Annotated in this window: 1 protein-coding gene and 1 pseudogene; one reads left to right on the top strand and one right to left on the bottom strand. The window is 40.2% G+C overall.

Annotated features, from left to right (window positions below):
- On the bottom strand, positions 1-392 hold a 392-nt coding region (locus tag GMD1S_RS10730), incomplete at its 3' end, for a TetR/AcrR family transcriptional regulator (protein WP_001126070.1).
- Between the two features lie 132 nt (positions 393-524).
- Between GMD1S_RS10730 and GMD1S_RS12645 the strand changes: the two are divergent.
- Positions 525-619 (top strand): annotated as a pseudogene (locus tag GMD1S_RS12645) (cation transporter); the annotation flags it as partial.

Genomic DNA, 619 nt, shown 5'->3' with positions numbered 1-619 from the left:
TAGGCCTCTTGCAAGTCACCCGCCACCATGGGATAAACGTGGTGTTCGAGTTCCTTGTGTAGTTGGCGGAGGAAGTAGTCGTTTTTAGAAAAAAGGAGACTGGTGACATGGTCCTGGTTTTTCTGAAAATGTAAAAAGATATGCGCGAGGTAGTCCTCGGTAGTAAAGTGTCCTTCCCTTTCAAAGAGATGATGAAAGAGGTAGCGACAGAGCTCATCTAAAAGGAGTTCCTTGCTTTCATAGTGACAGTAAAAAGTAGAACGTCCAACATCTGCTAGGTCAATGATATCCTGAACAGTAGTGGCATCATAGCCCTTGTCGTTCAAAAGTTGTAAAAAAGCTTGATAGATGGCTTTTTTCGTCTTGCTGACTCGACGGTCTCTTTTTGGCATATAGACACTTGAGACAAACTGTTCAGAACTGAATAGGACTGACAGTTTGCTTCTATCCTTTCTTTGGATTTTATTAGATAATACAAATGAAAGAAGTATGTATATACCCATTATACCAAAGGAGGGAGAGAAATGAGTTCTAAAACATCTATCTGGTTAGCTTTTTTCTTAAATTTAAGCTATGCGATTGTTGAGTTTATCGCAGGAGGAATCTTTGGTTCGAGTGC

It is taken from the genome of Streptococcus sp. GMD1S (genome assembly GCF_000296875.1).
In the GTDB taxonomy this organism is placed as follows: domain Bacteria; phylum Bacillota; class Bacilli; order Lactobacillales; family Streptococcaceae; genus Streptococcus.
This window is presented reverse-complemented; position numbering and strand designations above follow the sequence as displayed.